The 17,416-nt window shown below is 60.1% G+C and carries 13 protein-coding genes; 6 read left to right on the top strand and 7 right to left on the bottom strand.

Annotated elements, in window-relative coordinates; translation table 11 throughout:
* Positions 1-162: 162 nt before the first annotated feature.
* Positions 163-1,350: a hypothetical protein gene (locus IB248_RS24490; RefSeq protein WP_169681042.1), complete on the top strand. Its 1,188-nt coding sequence runs from the start codon at positions 163-165 to the stop codon at positions 1,348-1,350.
* 80 nt (positions 1,351-1,430) lie between these two features.
* On the opposite strand, the gene IB248_RS24485 is transcribed toward IB248_RS24490, so the two are convergent.
* The gene (locus IB248_RS24485) at positions 1,431-2,075 is read right to left on the bottom strand and encodes a TetR/AcrR family transcriptional regulator (protein ID WP_018859187.1); all 645 of its coding nucleotides are present in this window, start codon (positions 2,073-2,075) and stop codon (positions 1,431-1,433) included.
* A gap of 66 nt (positions 2,076-2,141) precedes the next feature.
* Here IB248_RS24485 and IB248_RS24480 point away from each other — a divergent pair, with 66 nt between their 5' ends.
* Positions 2,142-3,308: a serine hydrolase domain-containing protein gene (locus IB248_RS24480; protein ID WP_192241819.1), complete on the top strand. Its 1,167-nt coding sequence runs from the start codon at positions 2,142-2,144 to the stop codon at positions 3,306-3,308.
* Between the two features lie 59 nt (positions 3,309-3,367).
* Here the strand turns inward: IB248_RS24480 and aspS are convergent, their stop codons facing one another.
* Complete coding sequence (aspS, locus tag IB248_RS24475; RefSeq protein WP_113470731.1) at positions 3,368-5,158, bottom strand: aspartate--tRNA ligase; 1,791 nt, start codon at positions 5,156-5,158, stop codon at positions 3,368-3,370.
* A gap of 268 nt (positions 5,159-5,426) precedes the next feature.
* Here aspS and IB248_RS24470 point away from each other — a divergent pair, with 268 nt between their 5' ends.
* The 4 genes from IB248_RS24470 (at position 5,427) to IB248_RS24455 (ending at position 10,664) form a co-directional block, all read left to right on the top strand.
* Positions 5,427-6,818: a multicopper oxidase family protein gene (locus IB248_RS24470; RefSeq protein ID WP_169681046.1), complete on the top strand. Its 1,392-nt coding sequence runs from the start codon at positions 5,427-5,429 to the stop codon at positions 6,816-6,818.
* A gap of 83 nt (positions 6,819-6,901) precedes the next feature.
* Positions 6,902-8,047, top strand: coding sequence for a ribonuclease D (gene rnd / locus IB248_RS24465; protein WP_113470730.1), 1,146 nt, complete (start codon positions 6,902-6,904; stop codon positions 8,045-8,047).
* Positions 8,048-8,192: 145 nt separating this feature from the next.
* Positions 8,193-9,260: an adenylate/guanylate cyclase domain-containing protein gene (locus IB248_RS24460; RefSeq protein WP_026372048.1), complete on the top strand. Its 1,068-nt coding sequence runs from the start codon at positions 8,193-8,195 to the stop codon at positions 9,258-9,260.
* 45 nt (positions 9,261-9,305) lie between these two features.
* The gene (locus tag IB248_RS24455; RefSeq protein WP_113470729.1) at positions 9,306-10,664 is read left to right on the top strand and encodes an esterase-like activity of phytase family protein; all 1,359 of its coding nucleotides are present in this window, start codon (positions 9,306-9,308) and stop codon (positions 10,662-10,664) included.
* An 87-nt stretch (positions 10,665-10,751) separates the two neighbouring features.
* Here the strand turns inward: IB248_RS24455 and IB248_RS24450 are convergent, their stop codons facing one another.
* The 5 genes from IB248_RS24450 to IB248_RS24430 all read right to left on the bottom strand — a co-directional run bounded on the left by IB248_RS24450 (position 10,752) and on the right by IB248_RS24430 (position 17,242).
* Positions 10,752-11,372: a YdeI/OmpD-associated family protein gene (locus tag IB248_RS24450; protein WP_192241818.1), complete on the bottom strand. Its 621-nt coding sequence runs from the start codon at positions 11,370-11,372 to the stop codon at positions 10,752-10,754.
* A 233-nt stretch (positions 11,373-11,605) separates the two neighbouring features.
* Positions 11,606-13,129, bottom strand: a complete 1,524-nt coding sequence (ppx, locus tag IB248_RS24445; protein ID WP_018116879.1) for an exopolyphosphatase — start codon at positions 13,127-13,129, stop codon at positions 11,606-11,608.
* Positions 13,130-13,141: 12 nt separating this feature from the next.
* The gene (locus tag IB248_RS24440) at positions 13,142-15,346 is read right to left on the bottom strand and encodes an RNA degradosome polyphosphate kinase (protein WP_026372047.1); all 2,205 of its coding nucleotides are present in this window, start codon (positions 15,344-15,346) and stop codon (positions 13,142-13,144) included.
* Between the two features lie 65 nt (positions 15,347-15,411).
* Positions 15,412-16,125 carry a DnaA regulatory inactivator HdaA gene (hdaA, locus tag IB248_RS24435; RefSeq protein WP_018859178.1) on the bottom strand — a complete coding sequence of 238 codons (714 nt, stop codon included), beginning with the start codon at positions 16,123-16,125 and terminating at the stop codon, positions 15,412-15,414.
* A complete protein-coding gene (locus IB248_RS24430; protein WP_018859177.1) occupies positions 16,118-17,242 on the bottom strand; it encodes an AI-2E family transporter in 1,125 nt (374 codons plus the stop codon). The genes hdaA and IB248_RS24430 overlap by 8 nt, the downstream gene beginning before the upstream one ends.
* Positions 17,243-17,416 lie beyond the last annotated feature (174 nt).

Here is a 17,416-nt window from a genome sequence, read left to right as displayed (position 1 = left end):
ACGAGAAAAGAATGACCCGAGACGCTTTGCCTGAATTTCGTCGTTGTTTCGTTTTCCCTTCAACACAAATTTAGAAATCCGCAAATATAAACCACGACCCAACCACAATAGACCGACGGCGAATTCTCGCTCGCCGCACAACGCCGCCACCAGAGGACCCAAATGACTTTTTACCGGACGACACGGCTGATGCTTTCGAGCGTCGCCTTTCTTTCTCTCGCCGGCTCGGCTTTCGCGCTCGACGGCCAGGATCTGCTGAAGAAGATCAACGCAGCCTATAGCCAGCAGGGCGGTACGATCGTTGCCGACGGCGTCGATGTCAACGGAACCACCGTGACGCTGAAGAAGGCAAGCTTCAAACCAAACAGCGGCGAAGCGGTGTCCATCGGCGACATCACCATGACCGGCGTAGAAGCAGACGAGGATGGCAGCTACTATGTCGAGGAAGCATCCTTCCCGAACGTCAGCGCCACGAGTGAAGGCTCCACCTTCACGGCATCCGACCTGACCCTGAGCGGCATTTCGATCCCCGCGGATCCGAAGGGCGAAGGGCTCGACGCAATGCTCCTCTACGAAAATGCCCACAGCGGCCCCGTGAAGGTTGTCCAGAATGGAGAGGAATTGTTCTCTCTCGCCGAAAGCGACCTCAATCTGACGCTTCGCGAAGATGACTCCGGCTTCGATTTCGATGGTGCCTTCAAGGGCTTGAAGGCCGATATCAGCAAGGCAAGCGACGCACAGAGCAAGGAAGCAATCGAGAAGCTTGCCCTCCAGCATATCCAGGGCGACATCACGATGAAGGGCGCCTGGGACCTGACGCCCGGCACGATCGACGTTTCCGAGTTCGCCTTCGACTTCAACAACGTCGGCAAGCTGAACCTGGCCTTCAAGATCTCCGGCTATACGATGCCCTTCGTGAAGTCTCTGCAGGAAGCCGCCAAGCAGGCCGAAGCGAACCAGAACAAGGAAGAGGCGCAGCAGGCCCTCGGTCTCTCGATGCTCGGGCTAATGCAGCAGCTGTCGTTCGAGAGCGCCCGGATCCGCTTCGACGACGCTTCCATCACCAAGCGTGCGCTCGACTACGCCGGTGGCCAGCAGAACATTTCCGGCCAGCAGATGGCGGACTCGCTGAAGGCAATGACGCCGATCATGCTGGCACAGCTCAACATTCCGGAGCTGCAGAACGCCATATCGGCAGCCGTCAACACCTTCCTCGACAACCCGAAGAGCCTGACGCTTGCCGCCGCACCGGCGAAGCCCGTTCCGTTCCCGATGATCATGGGCGCTGCCATGGGCGCACCGAACACGCTGCCGCAGGTGCTTGGGGTCAAGGTTTCGGCGAACGACTGATGCGCCGAGCTCGAGTTTTTGAAACCCGGCGTGCAGTTGCCCGCCGGGTTTCTTTGTTTTTGCAAGGTGGTCGCTGCCGGTTAGGCGGCGTAGCGGCGTAGCTCGTTCATAGCGTGCCCGACCATCTCCAGCAGTTCTGCAGTCGTGGCACCGTCACGCGCCTGTACCGACATGCCCTGGACGATCGCACCGAGGAAGCGCGCAAGCGATCCGGCGTTCGCATCCTGCCTGATATCCCCTTCCTTCATGCCGCGCTCGATGCGAGCGGTGAACAGGCCAAGCGTCTGCAATCGCAACGACGAGACGTGGTGCGCAATGTCCCCGCTCTCGGAAGCACAGTTCAGAACTGCAGTGGAGATCATGCACCCCTTGGGATGTTCCGGGGCGGTGAATAGGGCAGCCGATGTCTCGAGGAAGCGCCTGAACGTCGACACCGTATCGATCTTTTCTTCAAACGGATTGCCGGGATTCGGCCGCGGCATGCGCCGGTACTGATTCAACGCCTCGCGATAGAGTTCCGCCTTCGAGCGGAACGCCGCATAGAGGCTTTGCGGGGTGATCCCCATCGAGGCGGTCAGATCGGCAATCGAGCTGCCGTCATAGCCGTGCTCCCAGAAGACGTCGCGCGCGGCCGAAAGAACCGTTTCGCGATCGAAGGCCGGCGGGCGGCCGCGCTTTCTTTGTCCGCTATCTTGTGTGCCGTCATTATTTTTCACAATGGTCACTCTAGAAATATTTCTCGATCCGGTTTATTCAGGAACGGTCATTGTGATTATAGGAGGTTCGATCCGATGAGTCTTCCCCTTGAACCCCAGGATGCACAGCAGACAGTCGGCTTCGCGAACGCGCTCGATGCGGTGATCGACCGCACCATCGCCGTAAAGCGCCTCGTCGGTGCGGTGGTCCTGATCGCCCAAGACGGTGATATCGTCTATAGCCGCACCGCCGGCCTGGCCGACCGCGAAAGGGGACAGGCCATGGCCGAGGACACGATCTTCCGGCTCGCCTCGATCACCAAGCCGATCGTCACGATCGCCGCCATGCGGCTTGTCGAGGAAGGCCGCATCGGCCTCGACGACCCAGTGACGAAATGGCTGCCGGATTTCCGCCCGCGTCTTGCCGACGGCACGGAATCGGTCATTGTCATCCAGCATCTGCTCACCCATACATCCGGCCTCAGCTATGGCTTCACCGAGGAAGACGGCCCCTATGCCCGGGCCGGCATTTCCGACGGCCTCGATCAGCCCGGCCTGCCGATTGGCGAAAACCTGAAGCGGCTTGCGAGCGCCCCTCTTCTCTTCGCGCCCGGTTCGAACTGGCAATATTCGCTCGCCATCGATGTCATCGGCGGCGTCATCGAGAAAGAGACCGGCAGTTCGCTCGGCGAGGCGGTGGCAAGACTGGTGACCGAGCCACTCGGCCTGGCTGACACCGCCTTTGCGGTGCGCGACCGGGATCGGCTGGCCGCCGCCTATATGAGTGCCTCGCCGCAGCCGGAGCGGATGGGCAAGGAAGCGTCCGTGCGGGCGCTGACCGGTTTCGTGCGTTTCGCGCCGGACCGCATCTTCGATCCGAACTCCTATCATTCCGGCGGCGCCGGCATGGCGGGAACGGCAGGCGAGGTGTTGGCGGTTCTGGAGACGATCCGCAAGGGTGGCGCGCCGCTTCTCTCGTCCGAGACGGTCAAGACCATGATGGCGGATCAGGCGAACGGCGTGCGCCAGCCTCTCGATCCGGGCGTCGGCTTCGGCTTCGGCTGGGCGGTGGTGACCGATCCGGTCGCCGCACAGGTGCCGTGGTCGAAGGGGACGATCCGCTGGGGCGGCGCCTACGGCCACAGCTGGTTTGTCGATCCCACAAAGAACCTGAGTGTCGTGGCGCTGACGAATACGGCACTGGAGGGGATGTGGGGGCAGTTTACGGTGGATCTGCGCGACGCGATCTACACAGCGCTCTGAAGCCAGAAACAAAAGAAGCCCGACGCGCGCCGGGCTTCTTTTCAATCATGTACTCTGCCTCAGTCCTTCTTGACCGGCGGGATCGGGCGGATCGCAAGTTCGCGCAGCTGCGTCGGCGTTGCCGGGGTCGGCGCGCCCATCAGAAGGTCCTGCGCCTGCTGGTTCATCGGGAACAGCGAGATCTCGCGCAGGTTCTTGGCGCCGACGAGCAGCATGACGATGCGATCGATGCCGAATGCGGCACCACCGTGCGGAGGCGCACCGTACTGGAAGGCGCGGTAGAGGCCGCCGAAACGATCTTCCACGTCCTGCTGGCTGAGGCCGATCTTTTCGAAGGCGGCGACCATAGTTTCCGGCGACTGGTTACGGATCGAGCCCGAAGCGATTTCGAAGCCGTTGCAGACCGCGTCGTACTGATAGGCCTTGATGCCAAGCGGATCCTGGTTCATCAGCGCGTCGAGGCCGCCCTGCGGCATCGAGAACGGGTTGTGGGCGAAGTCGATCTTCTTTTCTTCCTCGTTGTATTCGAAGAACGGGAAGTCGACGATCCAGCACAGCTCGAAGCGGTCGCGGTCGATGAGGTTCAGCTCGTCGGCGGCGCGGGTACGGGCTTCGCCTGCAAACTTGTAGAACTTGGACGGCTCGCCGGCGACGAAGAAGCAGGCGTCGCCCGCATCAAGGCCAAGCTGCGTGCGGATCGCTTCGGTGCGTTCCTCGCCGATGTTCTTGGCGAGCGGGCCGGAGCCGCCGATCTTACCGTCTTCTTCCTTCCAGAAGATGTAGCCAAGGCCGGGCTGGCCCTGGCTCTGCGCCCAGGCGTTCATGCGGTCGCAGAATGCGCGCGAGCCGCCGGTCTTTGCCGGGATCGCCCAGATCTCGACCTTCGGGTTCGAGGCGATCATGCCCGCGAAGACCTTGAAGCCAGAGCCGGCGAAGTGATCGGTGACGGCTTCCATGACGATCGGGTTGCGCAGATCCGGCTTGTCGGAACCGTACTTGCGGATCGCTTCGTCGTAAGGAATACGCGGCCATTCCTTGGTGACTGGCTTGCCTTCGGCAAATTCCTCGAAGATCGAGGTCATCATCGGACCCATGGTGTTCCAGATGTCTTCCTGCTCGACGAAGCTCATTTCGAGGTCGAGCTGGTAGAACTCGCCCGGCAGGCGGTCGGCGCGCGGGTCTTCGTCACGGAAGCACGGCGCGATCTGGAAGTAGCGGTCGAAGCCGGCAACCATCAGCAGCTGCTTGTACTGCTGCGGCGCCTGCGGCAGGGCATAGAAGGTGCCGGGATGAATGCGTGATGGCACCAAGAAGTCGCGCGCACCTTCCGGCGAGGAGGCCGTCAGGATCGGCGTCGTGTATTCGGTGAAGCCGATATTGCCCATCTCGCGACGCATGGCAGAGATCACCTGCGTGCGCTTGACGATGTTCTTGTGCAGCGTTTCGCGGCGCAGGTCGAGGAAACGGTACTTCAGGCGCACGTCTTCGGGATAATCAGGCTCGCCGAAAACGGGCAGCGGCAGTTCCTTGGCGGCGGAGAGAACTTCGATCTCCTGCGCATAGAGTTCGATCTCACCGGTTGCCATGTTCTTGTTGACGGTGTCTTCGGTGCGCGCCTTCACGAGACCGTCGATGCGGATGACCCACTCGCCACGAACCAGTTCAGCCTGCCTGAAGGCCGGAGAGTCCGGATCGGCGACGACCTGTGTAATGCCGTAGTGGTCGCGAAGATCGATGAAGAGAACGCCGCCATGGTCGCGAACACGATGGACCCAGCCGGAAATCCGGACGTTCGCGCCGACATCCGACTTGCGGAGGGCTGCACATGTGTGGCTGCGATAGCGATGCATAATCTCAATTCCCGGTATTTGGCTTAAGACGGCAGCAAGGGGCTCTGATGGCTCTCCCGTACCGACAAGAAAATCGGGCGGAAAAGCGCATGGACGGTCTGATTTGTCAAGGGTTGGCGCACCGAGCCTGCGCTTTGCGAGCGGTTATAGCGTGGTGCAACCCCGTGCTGGTGAACAGCCGTGCGGCAGTTTAGCAGCCTCGCACCATATTGCTGAAACTCTCGGTCAACTTTAAAGAGGAGCGATATCGTTCGTGTGGAGCCTCGAAATGCCTCTTCTCACTCGCCGCAATCTGCTGAAAACGTCTGCAGTCGCAGGTGCCTACGGCGTAGGGATCGGGATCGCGGGCAAGTTCGGGCTGGCGGAGGCTGCACCCGCGCCGCAGGTGCTGAAGGCCGTGAGGACGACCGCTGGTATCACCGACGCAGGCATCACGAAGGACATCCTGACCTGGGGCGATGGCGGCATGCCGCCCATCTTGCGAATGACGAAGGGGAAGCCTTTTGCTGCCAGGCTCACGAATACGCTCGACGAGCCGACTACGATCCACTGGCACGGTCTGAGAATCGCCAACAAGATGGACGGGGTGCCCTTCCTGACACAGCCCTACGTCTATACCGGCGACAGCTTCGACTACGCCTTCACCCCGCCGGATGCCGGCACCTTCTGGTACCACCCGCATTGCAACACGCTGACGCAAATGGGTCACGGCATGACAGGCCTTCTCGTGGTGGAGGATCCTGACGACCCCAAATTCGACGCAGAGGTATTGCTCAACTTGCGCGACTGGCGCCTCGGCGGCGATGGCCAGTTCATTGCGGCTTTCCGCCCGCGCGACGCGGCAAAGAGCGGCACCTACGGCACTGTCAGGACAGCCAATTGGCGTCAGGAGCCCCAGTATGATGCGCCCGCCGGCGGCCTCGTTCGGCTGCGGATCGCCGCGACCGACGTCACCCGCATCTTTTCGTTGAGGATGCAAGGGGCCGAGGCGACGATCATCGCGATCGACGGCAATCCGGTGCCAAAACGTTTCTCGCTCGATCTGCTGCTGATCGGCCCCGGCCAGCGTCTCGATCTCGCCGTGCGGATGCCGGATAGCGAAGGCGCCATTGCCGCGCTTGAAGACATCCGCGGTACAACACCGAAGACGATCGCCAAGCTTCGAGCCGTCGGAACATCGCTGAAGCGCAATGTCGGCGATCTCGCCGCGCTCGGCGAGAACCCTGTGGCCAAAGCCGACCTGTCTTCCGCAGAGAAGATCCCGCTCGTCCTCAGCGCCACGGCAGAAAGCGGAGCGGCCGACAGCATCTGTGGCACGCTGGGCTACAACTTCTGGGCCATCAACAAAGTGCCGTGGCCGGGTGACGGGCCAGACCCGACTGCGCCCCTGGCAGAACTGAAACTTGGCAAAAGCTACATCCTGCAGCTCGAAAACGTGACGCCGCACACGCACCCCATCCACCTGCACGGCATGAGTTTTACGGTTCTGTCGTCATCGACGCGGGATGTCACGCCCCTTGTCAGCGACACTTATCTCGTCCAGCCTGACGAAAAGGTGCAGCTCGCCTTCGTGGCCGACAATCTCGGCGACTGGGTGCTGCATTGCCACATCATCGAACATCAAAAGACCGGTATGACCAGTTATGTTAGAGTTGTTTGATAGGTCTTTGCGGGTTCTAGTTGACATATCCGGCCGAAAGGAGAAGGAAGGTTCAACTATGTCTATCCTGCGAATGAATTGAGATGATCGAAACTACCGCCGATTTGGAGGCGGCCTGCAAAGAGCTGGCCAAGTCAGAATTCATTACCATCGACACCGAGTTTCTCCGAGAGACGACGTTCTGGCCGGAACTCTGCCTGATCCAGATGGCAAGCCCGACGACCGAGGTGCTGGTCGACCCGCTCGCCAAGGGTCTCGACCTCCGACCGTTCTTCGAGTTGATGGCCAATCCGGCCGTCCTAAAGGTCTTCCATGCCGCGCGCCAGGATATCGAAATCATCTACAACCGCGGCGGACTGATCCCGCATCCGATCTTCGATACGCAGGTTGCCGCGATGGTATGTGGCTTCGGCGACTCGGTCTCCTATGATCAGCTGGTCAGCCGCACCAAGGGCGTTCAGATCGACAAGTCTTCGCGCTTCACCGACTGGAGCCGCCGGCCGCTTTCTGAAAAGCAGCTGGACTATGCGCTTGCCGACGTGACGCATCTGCGCGACGTCTACCGCTATCTCAAAGCCGAGCTGGAACGCGAAGGCCGCTCCTCCTGGCTGCGGGAGGAGATGGATATCCTTGAGGCCCGCGAGACCTATGACATGCATCCTGATGATGCGTGGCAGCGCCTGAAAATGCGCCTGCGCAAGCCGCAGGAGCTTGCCATCCTGAAATATGTCGCCGCCTGGCGCGAGCGCGAGGCCCGCTCCCGCAACGTGCCGCGCTCACGCGTATTGAAGGATGACGCGATTTACGAGATCGCCCAGCAGCAGCCGAAGGACGCCGAAGGGCTCGGTCGCTTGCGAACGATCCCCAAGGGTTGGGAGCGATCGGCTGCCGGCGTAGCTGTCATCGACGCCGTCAATGCGGCCCTTGCCTTGCCAAAGGCCGACATGCCGCACGCCCCGCGGCAGACGCAGCAGCCGGAAGGTGCTGCCGCTGCCGCCGAACTTCTGAAGGTCCTTTTGAAGCTGATCTCGGAAAAACATGGCGTCGCGCCGAAGGTCATTGCCAACAGCGAGGATCTCGACAGGATCGCAGCGGAAGGCGAAATGGCAGAAGTCGCGGCGCTGCACGGCTGGCGCCGGGAGCTTTTCGGCGAGCCGGCGCTGCAGCTTATCCAGGGCCAGGTCGCTCTTCGCTTCGTCGGCAAGAAAGTGGAGACGGTGGCGCTCTAAGCGCCATCAAGCGGACTTTTTTCGCGCATAGTCATCGCCAGATCGATTTGATCCAAGAACGCCGGCTTGGCGCGCCTTTCGGAAGCGCAGTAGTGTTCCTATATGGCTTGAGCACCGCCGGCGAAGCGACCGCGAAAAGGACGACATGAGGGAAATATCTCCAGTTCAGAACTGGTTGTTGATCGCGCTTGTTATCGCTGCGAGCGGCGTTCTCTACGACATGCGCTTCTATGGCGGCCATCCCTTCGTGGGCGCAACCTTTGCGCTGTTCATCGGCATGCCGATCATGGCCTTTGAGCGCAAGGTGATCCTGCGTGGTCTTTACCGGCGCATGCAGGCGTTGCCGACGGTAACGTTCTTCCTCGCCAAGATCTTCGCCTACGAAATCCTGATGAGCATCGGGTTCGCGATCGCCGGCCTCTCCATGTGGTGGCTCGGCGTCTTTAGTCCGGCATCTTGGGTCAATGCCGTTGTCCTGCCTTTCGATGCCTTCCTCTATGCACTTGCGGTGTGTGCGCTTATCATCTTCGTGCTGCGCATCCGCGAATTGCTGGGCCGAGACATCTTCACGAGCATGCTTTTCAGCCGCTACAGGAAGCCAATCAGTGAGGAGCGGGTTTTCCTGTTCATCGACCTGGTGGATTCGACGTCCTTCGCCGAGAAGCATGGCGATCTCCGCGCGCAACAGATGCTGAGCTCGCTGTTTGCCACCTTTGCGGAGCCGGTGAGAAAGTACAGGGGCACCATCGACGACTACGTGGGCGACGCCGCCATCATCAGCTGGCCATTGGAGCGCGGGATCAAGTTCGCGCGATGCGTGAACTGCATCTTCGACATCATCGGATCGATAGAGGCGGATGCCGAGAACTGGCTGAAGACATACGGCCAAGTCCCTCGCCTGCGCGCCGCTCTCCACGGCGGTACGGTGATCACCGCCGAAATCGGGGTCGACCACCATAAGATCACCTATTTCGGCGACACCGTAAACACCGCCTCCCGACTTGAATCGCTCTCCAAGACGCTGAACCGATCAGTCCTGATCTCGAGCGACCTTGCCCAGCGGATCAAGATGCCGGAGACCGTCTCGGTCGAGGACCTTGGAAGCCACGCCGTCAAGGGCCGGGGCCAGAGCCTCGGTGTCATCGCGCTCGCCAAAGCGGACAACCACAAGACGTCACCAAAGCTTCATGCAAGCGTCAACGCCCCGACATGAAAGCCTTGCTATTCGAGACCCGCATTCCAATCCCTGGGGGTTTCGATGAAAAATACTCTTCTTGCTTCTGTTTCATTTCTTTTTTTGATCGCCGGTTCAGCCGCCGCTGACCAGCAGGAATTTCCGGCAAAGCTTGCAAGCCAGGCCATCCTACCCGCCAACACGCTCGTGGCGGCTCCCGCCGATGCGCCAGAGTTCCTCAAGCATTCCGGCAAATTCACCACTGCTGACCGCAAGCGCACCGAAGCGCTCAACAGCGTTCCCGGCAAGGACGGCGCACGCGTCACCGATCTGAAACTGCCCTTCGATGGGCAGCCGATCCAGGGCTTCTCCGGCATCAAGAGCATGCCGGACGGCACGTTCTGGACGCTCTCGGATAACGGCTTCGGCGCCAAGGCCAACTCCAGCGACGCGATGCTCTCCCTGCATCAGGTCAAGTTCGACTGGCAGGCCGGCAAGGTCGATGTCGTCAAGAACCTCTTCCTCTCCGATCCGGACAAGAAGGCACCCTTCCCGATCGTGCTCGAAGGCGCCGAAAACCGCTATCTTACGGGTGCGGACTTCGACATCGAATCCGTGCAGCCCGTCGCAGACGGCTTCTGGATCGGCGAAGAATTCGGACCGTACCTTCTCAAGTTCGACACCGAAGGCCGCCTGACCGACGTTACTGCGACCACGGTCGATGGTAAGCCGGTCATGTCGCCCGACAATCCGGTGCTTTCCATCCAGGCAAACCCGACCGCGAAGACGCCGATCTTCAACCTGAAGCGCTCGGGCGGCTTTGAAGGTCTTGCTATGTCCAAGGACGGCAGCAAGCTCTATGGCCTGCTGGAAGGCGCGCTTTATCAGGACGACGGCAAGATGGAATCGGTTGACGGCCACACCGCCATCCGCGTCATCGAATTTGACACTGCTTCCAAAAGCTGGACCGGTCGTACGTGGTTCTACCCCTTCGAAGACAAGGGCGTTTCGATCGGCGACTTCAACATGCTCGATGGCTCGACCGCACTCGTGATCGAGCGCGACAACGGCGCCGGCACCAAGGACAAAGCCTGCGCCGATTCCAAGCAGCCGAAGCCGGATTGCTTTGAAGCCCCAGCCGAACTCAAGCGCATCTACAAGATCGAATTCAACGACGCCAACGTCGGCAAGGCTGTTCGCAAGATCGGCTACATCGACCTCCTGAACATCAAGGACCCCGACAACAAGAAGAAAGCTGGCAGCAAGGATGGCGTCTACGACATGCCGTTCGTGACGATTGAGAACGTCGATCGCGTCGATGCCACGCACATAATCGTCGGCAACGACAACAACCTGCCCTTCTCGGCCGGCCGCGCCGTCGATAAGGCCGACAACAACGAGTTCAGCCTGCTTGAAGTCGGCGAACTTCTGAACGCGAAGTAAGTCTCGGGCTTCGCCAAGAAGCCCCGCTCGGAAGAGCGGGGCTTCTTTGACTGGAATGCTCGATCTACGGACGTTCGAAAGTTCGGCTCAGCGCTCGGTCGCGCCCTTTCCGGCAATAATGTGATCGCGAAACTTCACAATGCGTGACGTGCGCGTAACGGACGTCTTCGCCCCGTTGAGATTGATCACGTAACTCTTCTGTCGCCCGGGCGTCAATTCGTGAAAGGCTTCTGCAAGTTCAGGGTCGGAGTCCAATGCCTCGACCAACTCGTCAGGCAATTCGAGTTCGCTTTCTTCCTTTGGCGGTTTAATGCCTGCCTCTGCATATCCCATCGCCTCCTTAAGGTAGGACAGGATGACAGGTTCCATCTTTGCCACTAGGGCGTTGTCCACAAAGCGGATCATGTCGGGATGCCGGGTATTCGGCCCCTGCTTCTCGAGAACGCCTTCGGAATCCTTCATGAGCGCTGCGTTGAAGAACGTGGCGCGAAAGTCGCTGCGAAAGGCACCGAGAATCACGATATTGCGGCCTTCGTGCATGTAGCAGGGATGCGCCCATTTCACCGTCTCGACGAGCCCGACCTCGAGGCAAATTCGGCGAAGGTCGTTCAGGCCGTCGATCCATTGCCGCGTCGAACAGTCCGGAGTCGCAAAGCGCTCGCAGCGTCCGCATCCCTTCGTGAAGAAGTCCTCGATATCTGTGATCATGTCTCTGCCCGCATTTCGTTTGTGTCATTGGCCAGTTGAAGCATGTCAAACAGATACGTCAACCTCGCCGATAGCCGCCGGACTGCGCTACGCTGCATGCATCGGCAATATTGGCGGGCCAGGCATCGGGGCATGCGGTCTCCCGCTATCCGCAGCGCCAGCCTTCGGATCACCGGACGTCGATGGGCCATCCGTTGGTCGGCTTTCGCGGAACGTCAGTTCCGCGCCGAGTGCTATTCGAAGCGGAAAGCCAGACGCTTGTCCGCCAGCTTGGCAAGCTGCTGCAGCCGGCCATCGAGACGCTCACCTGCAAAGTCGTGATATTCCGCCGGCACTACGAACTCCAGGTCGAGATCGGGTTTGGACGATTTCTGGAAGGTGAGATTGCGCACGACGCCGGGCATCGATGCCGAAAAGAGATAGACGACACGCAGCAGGCCGCCGAGGAGCTTGGCGCGCTCGATAAATCGCGGCGTTGCGATCGTACCAAGAGGCCCCGTGGCGCCGTCGTCATAAGGCCCTTCGAACCTGTAGTAGTTCGTCAGCGCAATGAAGGCGCGGCCAGGATGGCTGATGCCGACAAAGGATGAGTGAGCGATAATGTTCAGCGCCTGCAGGCCGCGGTAATCGGGATGCGCGCGCCAGCTGATGTCGGCAAGCAGACACGCAGCCTGGCGATAGCGCGCCTCCTCTTCCGTCTCCGTGATGCCGAAATAGGGCATCATGCGGCCTGTCCAGTCCGCCAGCTCCCTGGCGTGTTCCGGCGAACGGGCGCGCAGAATGGCGAGTTCGCCAGCGGCCGCCAGCAGTGGATCGCTGCGGCGCTCGCTCTCGGAGAGCAATGAATAGAGGTAGCCTTCGCGCACGCCCTGCCCCGAGAACGAGATGACAGAGGGTTTCATCGCGCTCAGGACTTCCTTCATGGCAACCGCGCCGAAGGGAAGCAGCGCACGGCGATGCTTCGAAACGGCCATCCACGCAGGATCCTTCGAGTCCTTGGCAATCTCCACCTGATCGAGGAATTGCATCATCGCATCGAACGGAACCTCATAACCCTGCATCATGTGCAGCGGATATTCCGTCATTTCCATGTGCAGCTTCGCGATGTTTCGCCAGGTACCGCCAACGGCATAGAAAGTGCGCCCAGCCCCCTTCGCCAGCAGCTTCGAACTTGTTTTCACATGCTTGCGAGCAAACGTCCTGGCCTTCTCCATCGAGCCGCCGGCATATTCGGACAGACGAAGCCCACCGAGCGGCAAGGTAACCCCCTTGCCGACTTCCTTGCCCTTGATGTCAATCAATTCCAACGAACCGCCGCCGAGGTCACCGGCAATACCGTCTGGCGCATAGAAGCCGCTGACAATGCCGAGGGCGGAGAATTTCGCCTCTTCCTCGCCGGAGAGAACGCGGACCTTGCGCTGAAGAATGGTCTCGGCCTGATGGATGAAGTCGGGGCCGTTCGATGCTTCGCGGGCAGCCGCGGTCGCGAGAACGTACATGGTGGCAGCGCGCGCCTGATCGGACAAAGCCTTGAACCGGTGCAAAGCCGCCAGAGCGCGCTCGACGCTTGCCTCGTCCATCTTTCCGGTCAGCGCGATGCCCCGTCCGAGGCCGCACAACACCTTTTCGTTGAAAAGGATCGTCGGCGATCGGGACATGCCTTCATAGATGACCACACGGATCGAGTTCGACCCGATGTCGACGACGGAGACCGGGGCAATACCGGGAAGGCGCCCCTGGGCTTCTGATTCAACCATGCAGGTCCAATATTACTTGTTGTTTCGGCCAGAAAGCAGACCGGCGATCAGCTTGGGTGCACTGGATTTCAAGGCTTCGCCACGGCCGGACAGGCTGGGGTTGGTCATGAAATACTGCTGCGCATTGAACGGCTCTTCGCCCTTGCGCACTTCCATGCGCCTTGACGTTCCGTCGGGCAATATCTCGTAGCTTTGCTGGTTGTCAATGATATTGCCGAGCATAATCTGTGACAGGACCTGCTCGTGAACCGTCGGATTCTTCAAGGGTACCAGCGTTTCGACCCGGCGATCGAGGTTACGCGGCATCATGTCGGCCGAGCCGATATAGACCAGCGCCTTGTCCGACGGCAGCCCGTGACCATTGCCGAAGCAGAAGATGCGGCTATGCTCCAGGAAACGGCCTACGATCGATTTCACGCGGATATTTTCAGAGAGACCGGCAACTTGTGGACGCAGGCAGCAGATGCCGCGGATCACGAGATCGATCTCAACGCCGGCGCGGCTTGCCGTGTAGAGCGCGTCGATGATCTCCGGGTCGACAAGCGAATTCATCTTCATCCAGATCGCCGCCGGCGCACCACCCTTGGCGTGTTTGATCTCCTCGTCGATGTGACGAAGGATTCGGGTGCGTAGCGTGTAAGGCGAGACCGCAAGCTTCATGCTTTCTTCCGGTTCGCCATAGCCGGTAATGAAGTTGAAGATGTTCGCCATGTCGTGGGCGACCACCGGATTGCACGTGAAGAACGACAGGTCGGTATAGATCTTCGCGGTGACCGGATGATAGTTACCGGTGCCGAGATGGCAGTAGCTGCGCAGCTTGCCCTCTTCCCGCCGGACGATCAGCGACATCTTGGCGTGGGTCTTGAGCTCGATGAAACCGAAAACGACCTGTACGCCGGCGCGCTCCAGATCGCGGGCCCAGCGAATATTTGCCTCTTCGTCGAACCGTGCCTTCAGCTCCACCAGAGCGGTGACAGACTTCCCGGATTCGGCCGCGTCGATCAGCGCACGCACAATCGGGCTGTCGTTCGACGTGCGGTAGAGCGTCTGCTTTATCGCCAGGACGTCAGGATCGCGCGCAGCCTGGAGCAGGAACTGGACCACCACGTCGAAAGACTCGTAGGGATGGTGAACCACCATGTCCTTTTCACGGATGGCAGCGAAGCAGTCGCCGGCGTGCTCGCGGACGCGTTCGGGAAATCGCGCATTGTAGGGGGGAAATCGAAGGTCGTCGCGCGGTGCCTTGGTGATCTCGGAGAGAGTGTTCAACGCAAGGAGGCCCGGCAAAACCGCGACGCGATTGTCGGGAACGTTCAGCGCCTGCACGACGAACTGGCGCAACGACGCCGGCATTTCGGAATCGGTCTCGATGCGGATCACCGATCCACGGCGGCGGCGCTTCAGCGCGGTTTCGAAGAAGCGCACGAGGTCTTCGGCCTCTTCCTCGACTTCGATATCGCTGTCGCGGATGATCCGGAACGTACCCGAGCCCTGCACTTCGTAGCCAGGATAGAGCCGGTGAATGAAGACGTTCGTCACGTCCTCAAGCGTGACGTAGCGGATCGTATTGCGATCATCCGGCAGGCGAACGAAGCGGTCGAGAGCCGGAGGCAGGCGCAGCAGCGCTGTCATCGGTTCGCGGCCGCTCTTGCTGACAAGCTGCAGGCCGATCGAGAAGCCGAGGTTCGGGATGAAGGGGAACGGATGCGCCGGGTCGATGGACAGCGGCGTCAACACCGGGAAGATCGCCTGCTCGAATTCTGTCGCGAGCCACGCGCGATCGGATTCGCTGAGAGCTCCCGGACGCACGATCAGGATGTCTTCCTTGGCGAGGTACTGCTGGAGCACGGCAAGCGATGCCTGCTGCTCCATCTGCAGATTGTCGATCTCCTGGAGGATAGCATCGAGCTGTTCGGCCGGCGTCTTGCCGTCCGGCGAGCGCATCATAATATTCTGACGTACCTGCCCTTCCAGACCGGCAACGCGCACCATGAAGAATTCGTCGAGGTTTGCGGCCGAGATCGACAGGAAGCGGACCCGCTCGAGCAGGGGATGCTCAGTGTTCAGCGTTTCCTCGAGAACACGGCGATTGAACTGCAACCATGAGAACTCGCGGTTGATGAAGCGCTCGGGGCTAGCCAGCAGTTCTTCTAGCGAAGGCGCAGTCTCATCGGTTTCCGGAGTGGGTTCGTGATGCTCCGTGACTGCGCTGTCCATGGTCTGATTGTCCCGTTTCATTCGGCCAAGCGAATTATATCAGTTTCACGACGGAACTGTGACAGTCAATCCGACGGTTCCGAATTACCCAATTCATTCAACACTTCAGCGGCCAGAGCTCGGGTAATCTTTGTGCCGCGAGAGAGGGCGAGCCGGTCCAGCCTGTCGACGATCGTCTGAGCCGTATTCAGCGATCGTTCCATCCTGACAACGATATAGAGGACCAGTTTGTCATCAATATAAAGCTGGCGGTCTGCAAACAACTTTACCATGACCTGCGACAGCAGTTCCTCGTCCGGCTCGCCAATCTCGACGACGGTCGCGGCCTTGAGGCGCGAGCGCAAATCCGGCAGCTCCACCGGCCACGACATGGGCCAGAGGCGGCTTGTCATCAGAAGGCTGTGGCCGTTCTCCCGCACGCTGTTGATGACATGGAAGAGTTCGTTGTCATCGAACCCTACCCGATCGACATCCTCGAAAAGCACGGGACCGTTCGCCGCATCAATAGCCGCGTTGGCGCCGGCCTTCGGATGGATCTCTACGGCGCCGCTATGGTCCTTCCAGATATTCGCGAGATGCGATTTTCCCGAGCCCACCGGACCGGCGAGGATCACCACGGGAGAAGGCCAATTCGGCCAGGCATCAACGATGGAGACTGCAGCGGCAAGCCGTTCCGAGATCAAGAGATCATCGCGCCCGGTCGCAGCATCGTGCGAAAAAGCCAAGGGAAGCTGCTCGACGGCGGTGCGCCTTGGACCAGCGTTTTTCACATCAGTCATTGGGATCAGCTTTTGTCTTGCCGACCTGGCCCTCTTTCGAGTGGCCGGCATAAAGATCGCTCTGAAGGTAGCGCGAAAGGGCAAAGCGGACAAGCACGCCAACGGCCGCTGCCGCCGGGACGGCAACCAGCAGACCGACAAAGCCGAACAACGCACCAAAGGCAAACAGGGCGAACATCAGCCACACCGGATGCAGCCCGACACTGTGGCCTACCAGCTTCGGCTGCAGGATGTTGCCTTCCATGAATTGGCCACTGAAGAAGACCGCGAGCACCGCGCCGACCCAGATGTAGTCCGGCCAGAACTGAACGATGGCAACGCCGACGGCAAGAACAAGCCCCACCAAGGACCCCACATAGGGAATGAAGCTGATCATGCCCGCAAACAGGCCGATCAACAGGCCGAAGTTCAAACCGACCAACGACAGGCCAACCGCATACCAGACGCCCAGGATCAGGCAGAGCGAGCCCTGCCCGCGGATGAACCCGGCGATCGCCTGATCGATTTCACGCATGATCTGGTGGACGTTCGCCACGTAGTCGCGGGGAATGTACTGATCGACCTTGGCGATCATGCGGTCCCAATCAAGCAGCATGTAGAAGGCCACGACGGGCGTAACGATCATCAGCGAGATCACGTTGACGACGGCAAGGCCGGAACTCCAGACCTGGCCGAAGAGACCGGTGAGCAATCCAAATCCCTGCGACAGGATTTCGGAGAAGTTGTTCTTGATCGTCCCGAGCTGGTTCCTCACCCAATCCGGCATGAGGGAGTTCTGCGAGTTCGTGATAAATGTCTGCAACTGCTCGATGTAGCCCGGCAGGCGACCAGCAAAGTCGCTGAACTGGCTCGCCAAGACCGGTATCAAAATCATCAGGGCCAGCACGATCATGATGATGAAGGCGATCAGTATGACGATCGTCGACATGAGGCGGCTCAGCCCAAGGCGTTCCAACCGGTCCGCGACCGGATCGAGGAAATAGGCCAGTGCCATCCCGGCCAGGAACGGCAACAAGATCGAGCTGAAGATGAAAAGGAAGCCGATGAAGAAGGCAAGAACGATCAGCCAGAAGATCACCTGGCGCTTCAGACCTGCCCCGCTAACCTGCTGTGGCATCACATTCCCCGCTGATCGACTGTCTCGATCTTTCGCACCATACAGATGCAACCTTTCGAGCACATAGGATGTGGCCGAGAGAATGGTCAACCCCGGCGCTAAAAATCCAGAGGGCCTGCGTCAAAAGAGCGGGAAATTGGGGCTTTTTCCATGCAATCCCTTGCATGTAGGCCC

The sequence above is a fragment of the Rhizobium sp. RHZ01 genome (genome assembly GCF_014851595.1).
Lineage (GTDB): Bacteria > Pseudomonadota > Alphaproteobacteria > Rhizobiales > Rhizobiaceae > Rhizobium > Rhizobium altiplani.
The sequence above is the reverse complement of the archived record's forward strand: the minus strand, read 5'-3'. Positions and strand labels throughout refer to the sequence as shown.